Source organism: Actinomadura sp. HBU206391, assembly GCF_014323665.1.
Lineage (GTDB): Bacteria > Actinomycetota > Actinomycetes > Streptosporangiales > Streptosporangiaceae > Actinomadura_C.
The window spans coordinates 1-5,901 of record NZ_JABVEB010000308.1; the positions used below are offsets into that span (position 1 = coordinate 1).

The window sequence follows — 5,901 nt, forward strand, 5'->3', positions numbered from 1 at the left end:
CCCCGATTCGCATGATGGGGACGACCTCACTCATGTCGGCCTGTCGCGTCGGTGACCGTCGCGCCCGCGGCCCTCGCTTCGCCCGCGCGGTCGGCCAACAGCCGCAACGCCAGTTGAAGCGCGTCGCGCAGTGTATTGCGGCTGCGCAGTCGGCCGACGTCGATGCCGAGATGCACCATGGATTGGGCGGTCTCCGGCCGCACACCGCTCAGAATGCTCACCGTCCCCATCAGTGTCGCCGCCTGTACCGTCTTGAGCAGATGCTGGGCCACCTGAGTGTCGATCGTGGGCACACCGCTGATGTCCAAGATGATCACTTCGGCCTGATTCTCTGCGATCTTCTCCAGAAGGTTCTCGGTCAGTCGGCTGGCACGCAGGGAATCGAGAGTGCCGATGATGGGAAGCGCCAGTACCTTGTCCCACACCTGGATGACCGGGGTCGACAATTCCAGGATCTCGTCCCGCTGATGCTGGAGGCGGAGTTCCTGCTCACGACGCTCGGTGACGTCGCGGATCGCCGCTGAAACGATCACGCCCTGATCTGTCTTCAGCGGACTCAGGCTGATCTCGACTGGGAACTCACTACCGTCCCGACGCAACCCGAGCAGTTCAAGGCCCCTTCCCATAGGGCGCGCCCGGGGATCGGAGAAGAAGCCCTCGCGATGTTCAGGATGGTGCCGGCGGAACCGCGGGGGCACCAGAACCTCGACCTCCTGGCCGACCAACTCGTCGCGTTCGAAACCGAACAGTTGCTCGGTCTGCCGGTTGACGAGCATGATGCGTCCGTCGGATCCAACGATCACCATGGCGTCGGGCGCGGACTCGAGCAGGTCCCGGAATGTCGATTCGGTACGCGCACTGCGGCTGATGTCCCGGATGACCTGGGCGAAGCCACTGAGCGTGCCGTTCTCACTTTGGATGGGAACAAGGAGCACACTCGCCCAGAACCGCTCCCCGCTCTTACGGACACGCCAGCTCTCGAGTTCCAGTCGTCCGGCGTCCCGCGCAGTCGCGAGCTCCTGCTCCGCCCGTCCCGCGGCCCGATCCTCCTCGGTATGGAGCATCGACACCGGCCTGCCGATGACCTCCTCAGCACGGTGGCCGGTGAGCGTCTCAGCGCCGCGATTCCAGCTGACGACATCGCCGTTCACGTCCAGCTTCGTGATCCCGTAGTCGGCGATGGCATCGAGCATCGCCTCGAGACTCCTGAGACGCGCGCCCGGATCCTGCTCACCGACTGGCGATGCCACCATTCGAGAACTCCTCTTCACGTGCGGGCACATTTCCTATCGCTGCCAGATGCTATCTGAGTGCCGCAACACACCCGCGGTATCGGCTGGGTTCTGCGCACGACCGGCGGACCGTGACGGACGGTGCGGGGAAAGACACCGGACGGACGAAGGTCCTCGACCAAGGCTCCCCCGACCGACGGATCGGGGGACGTTGGGCTCTTATGAGGAACGTTCGGCCAGCGCAGGATCGGGGCATGAGAGGCGACGCTCGCCGGTTTCGAAGTCCACCAAGAAGACCAGGGCGTCGGCCTATTGATTCACGTATCGATCGGCCGTAGGTGAATGGTTCCCGAAAAGAAGAGGGATGCGATGCAGATGAGGCGGAAAACGGTGCAAGACGTGATGACAAGAGCCGTGGTGGCCGCGTACCAGCATACATCATTCAAGAACATCGCCCAGATAATGATTCAACGCGGTATCACCGCGCTACCGGTGATCTGTGACGGCCGCAAGGTGATCGGCGTCGTCTCCGAAGCTGATCTACTCACCAAAGAGCAGCACAAGGACGACGAGAAGCGACCATGGCTGGAAAGCCGCCACGACCGGTTGTCACGAGCGAAGGCCCGCGCTGTGACCGCCGAGGAATTGATGACCACGCCGGCGATCACCATACGGCCCGACACGACCATCGCGCAGGCGGCCCGACTGCTCGATCGCCATCGGATCAAGCGCCTGCCCGTCGTCGACGATCAGAATGTCCTGCTCGGCATCGTCAGCCGCCGCGACCTGCTACGCGTCTTCGCCCGCCCGGATGAGGAGATCCGCGAGGAGATCATCCAGGAGGTGCTCACGCGCCTGCTGATGGCGGACCCCGAAGCCGTTTCGATCAACGTCAGCAACGGCATCGTCACCCTCGGCGGAACTCTTGAACAGAGGAGTCTGATACCGATCGTGACACGGCTGATCGCCGCTACCGAGGGCGTCGTCGACGTCATCGACGAACTCGGCTACGTCGATGACGACACCACCGAGGCGGCACACCGCGTGCCCCGCGCCTGAACGAAAGTACTGCCCGACACACCCGATGATCCGAAGACGTTCCGCTGGGCGCGCAGGACGTTCGTCCCTGTGCACCCGGCGCCGATCGGGTTGCCATGGAGAACCAACAGAAGCAACCCGTCCAATCGACACGCGCGCTGGGGAAAGAGGAGAGTGCAATGACCAACACGATCATGGTGGGAGTCGACGGATCGGATCACAGTCTGCACGCCGTCGAATGGGCGACCGAAGAGGCCGCACGACGCGGATGTTCTTTGCGCCTGGTGTACGCCGTCGCTCCCTGGCTGTACGACACCCCCGTCGACCCGCGAGCAGGAGCCGTGCGCGAATGGCTGCTCACCGGCGGTGAAGAGATCCTCGAGAAGGCGACCGCGATCGCCCACGAAAGGGATGCCGGTGTGGCGGTCGATGGAACGGTCGTGCCGGGTCCGGCGGCCAAGAGCCTGCTGCGACAGGCCGAAGACTGCGAGATGATCGTGTTGGCCGGCCGCGGCGCGAACAGTGTGGCCGGACTGCTGCTCGGCTCGGTCACCTTCCAGGTCGTCTCACACTCGCCGGTCCCGGCCGTGATCGTACGGCGGCCGCAACCCGCGGTGCACCGGGAGATCGTCGTTGGCGTGGACGGATCCGACACCTCATGCAACGCGATCGGCTTCGCCTTCGAAGAGGCCGCAATGCGCAAGGCACGGCTTCGCGCCGTCCGCACCTGGACACATCACACATCCGCGGAGCCCGAGGACATGCGGTCGCTCGTCCACGAGTCGGCGACGGCCAGGAAAGCGGAGGAACGTCTGCTGGCCGAGTCGCTGATCGGCTGGCGGGAGAAATTCCCCGATGTCCATGTCATCCACGACCTGGTAGAGGGCCACGCAGTGCAGATCCTCTCCGGCGCTTCGGCACGAGCCGATCTGATCGTGGTCGGCACGCGCGGACGTGGTGGATTCCCCGCCCTCCTGCTCGGCTCGGTCAGCCACGCCCTTCTCCACCACGCCCACTGCCCACTGGCGGTCGTCCCACCGGCATCCTGACCTCAGCCGCGGCCGCAGCGGCAAAGATGATCACGTGACTCGGAGTCGCCGGACAGAGGTGACGAGCGCATTCGCCATGACGCGCAAGAGCCACGACGTCCTTTTCCGTTCACGGCTTGGCGGAAGTCCGCGCGGTTGTCATCTGCAAGATCGGGGCAATGATCCCATGCACACGTACCGCCATCTGTTGCACAAACAGCCCCTCCACTTTTGGGAGACAATGCGATGACCATCGAAGACGAGGAGATCCGCCGCACCGATGCGTATTGGCGCGCGGCGAACTATCTCTCCGTCGGCCAGATCTATCTGCGGGACAACCCGTTGCTGAATGAGCCGTTGCGACCTGAGCACATCAAGCCGCGGCTGCTGGGGCACTGGGGCACCTCGCCCGGCCTGAACTTCTGCTATGTGCATCTCAACCGGGTCATCAAGTCCCGTGATCTGAACATGATCTACATCATGGGGCCGGGTCATGGTGGGCCGGCCGCCGTCGCCAACGCCTGGCTCGAGGGCACCTACACCGAGGTGTACCCGCACGTGACCAGGGACGCGGCCGGGATGGCGCGGTTGTTCCGGCAGTTCTCCTACCCGGGCGGGATCCCGAGCCACGTGGCGCCGGAGACGCCCGGGTCGATTCACGAGGGCGGCGAGCTGGGGTACTCCCTCGCGCATGCCTACGGCGCGGCGTTCGACAACCCCGATCTCGTCGTGGCGTGCATCGTCGGCGACGGCGAGGCCGAGACCGGGCCACTGGCCACCAGCTGGCACTCGAACAAGTTCCTCGACCCGGTCGGCGACGGCGCGGTGCTGCCGATCCTGCACCTCAACGGCTACAAGATCGCCAACCCCGCCGTGCTGGCCCGCATCCCCGAGGCCGAGCTCCTGTCCCTGCTGGAGGGGTACGGTCACCGCCCGATCTTGGTCGCCGGTGACGACCCGTACACGACACACCGCGCCATGGCCGCCGCGCTCGACGAGGCGACCGCCGAGATCGCCGCCATCCAGTACCGGGCCCGTCGCGAAGGAGTGACCGAGCGACCGCGCTGGCCCATGATCGTGCTGCGCACCCCGAAGGGCTGGACCGGGCCGAAACAGGTGGACGGGCTGCCGGTCGAAGGGACCTGGCGGGCTCATCAGGTGCCCCTTCCCGGGGTACGGGACAACCCCGAGCACCTCGCGCAACTGCAGGCGTGGCTGCGCTCCTACCGCCCCGAGGAACTCTTCGACACCGGCGGGCGGCCGACCGCCGACCTGCTGGAGCTGCCGCCGCGAGGGGAACGGCGGATGAGCGCGAACCCGCACGCCAACGGCGGCCTGCTGCTACGGGAACTGACACTGCCGGACTTCCGCCGCCACGCCGTCCCGGTCGAACGGCCGGGCACCACGTTCACCGAGCCGACCCGGGTGCTCGGCACGCTCCTGCGTGACGTGATCACCGCCAATCCCGGGACCTTCCGCGTCATGGGGCCGGACGAGACCGCCTCCAATCGGCTCCAGGCCGTCTTCGAGACCACTGACCGGGTCTGGCAGGCCGAACGGCTCCCCACCGACGAACACCTGGCCCCCCGCGGCCGCGTGATGGAAGTACTCAGCGAACACCTGTGCCAGGGCTGGCTCGAGGGCTACCTCCTCACCGGGCGGCACGGCCTGTTCAACTGCTACGAAGCGTTCATCCACATCATCGACTCCATGTTCAACCAGCACGCCAAATGGCTCGAGACAACCCGCAAAATCCCATGGCGACGGCCCGTGGCCTCCTTCAACTACCTGCTCTCCTCACACGTCTGGCGGCAAGACCACAACGGCTTCACCCACCAAGACCCCGGCTTCCTCGACGTCGTCATGAACAAAAAGCCAGAGATCATCCGCGTCTACCTACCACCGGACACCAACACCCTGCTCTCAGTGACCGACCACTGCCTCCGATCACGCGACTACGTCAACGTCATCATCGCCGGCAAGCAGCCCGCACTGAACTGGCTGCCCATCGACCAGGCCATGGCACACTGCGCCCGCGGCATCGGCATCTGGGAATGGGCCGGCACCGACGACGGCGAAAACCCCGACGTCGTCCTGGCCTGCGCCGGCGACATCCCCACCCTGGAAACGCTCGCCGCCGCCGACCTCCTTCGCCGCCACTTCCCCGACCTGCGCGTCAGAGTCGTCAACGTCGTCGACCTGATGCGACTACAACCCGACACCGAACATCCACACGGCCTCAGCGACCGCCGGTTCGACATGCTCTTCACCACCGACAAACCCATCATCTTCGCCTTCCACGGCTACCCCTACCTCATCCACCGGCTCACCTACCGACGCAACGGCCACCACAACATCCACGTCCGCGGCTACAAAGAAGAAGGCACCACCACCACACCCTTCGACATGGTCATGCTCAACGACCTCGACCGCTACCACCTCGTCATGGACGTCATCGAACGACTCCCCGGGCTCGGCCCACGAGCCACATACGTACACCAACAAATGACCGACGCCAGACTGCAAGCCCGCGCCCACACCCGCGAACACGGCCAAGACGACCCCGAGATCGCAGAATGGAAATGGCCGCACTGACCCACATC

4 protein-coding genes are annotated in these 5,901 nt (G+C 65.3%); 3 read left to right on the top strand and 1 reads right to left on the bottom strand.

Annotated elements, in window-relative coordinates; translation table 11 throughout:
• Positions 1-26: 26 nt before the first annotated feature.
• Complete coding sequence (locus HKK72_RS34960; protein WP_222721533.1) at positions 27-1,283, bottom strand: PAS domain S-box protein; 1,257 nt, start codon at positions 1,281-1,283, stop codon at positions 27-29.
• Positions 1,284-1,601: 318 nt separating this feature from the next.
• On the opposite strand from HKK72_RS34960, the gene HKK72_RS34965 reads away from it, so the two are divergent.
• From HKK72_RS34965 to HKK72_RS34975, 3 genes are all read left to right on the top strand, one after another.
• On the top strand, positions 1,602-2,291 hold the full coding sequence (locus HKK72_RS34965; protein ID WP_222721534.1) for a CBS domain-containing protein: 690 nt from the start codon (positions 1,602-1,604) through the stop codon (positions 2,289-2,291).
• 158 nt (positions 2,292-2,449) lie between these two features.
• A complete protein-coding gene (locus HKK72_RS34970) occupies positions 2,450-3,319 on the top strand; it encodes a universal stress protein (protein ID WP_187238691.1) in 870 nt (289 codons plus the stop codon).
• 225 nt (positions 3,320-3,544) lie between these two features.
• Positions 3,545-5,893, top strand: coding sequence for a phosphoketolase (locus HKK72_RS34975; RefSeq protein WP_187238692.1), 2,349 nt, complete (start codon positions 3,545-3,547; stop codon positions 5,891-5,893).
• Positions 5,894-5,901 lie beyond the last annotated feature (8 nt).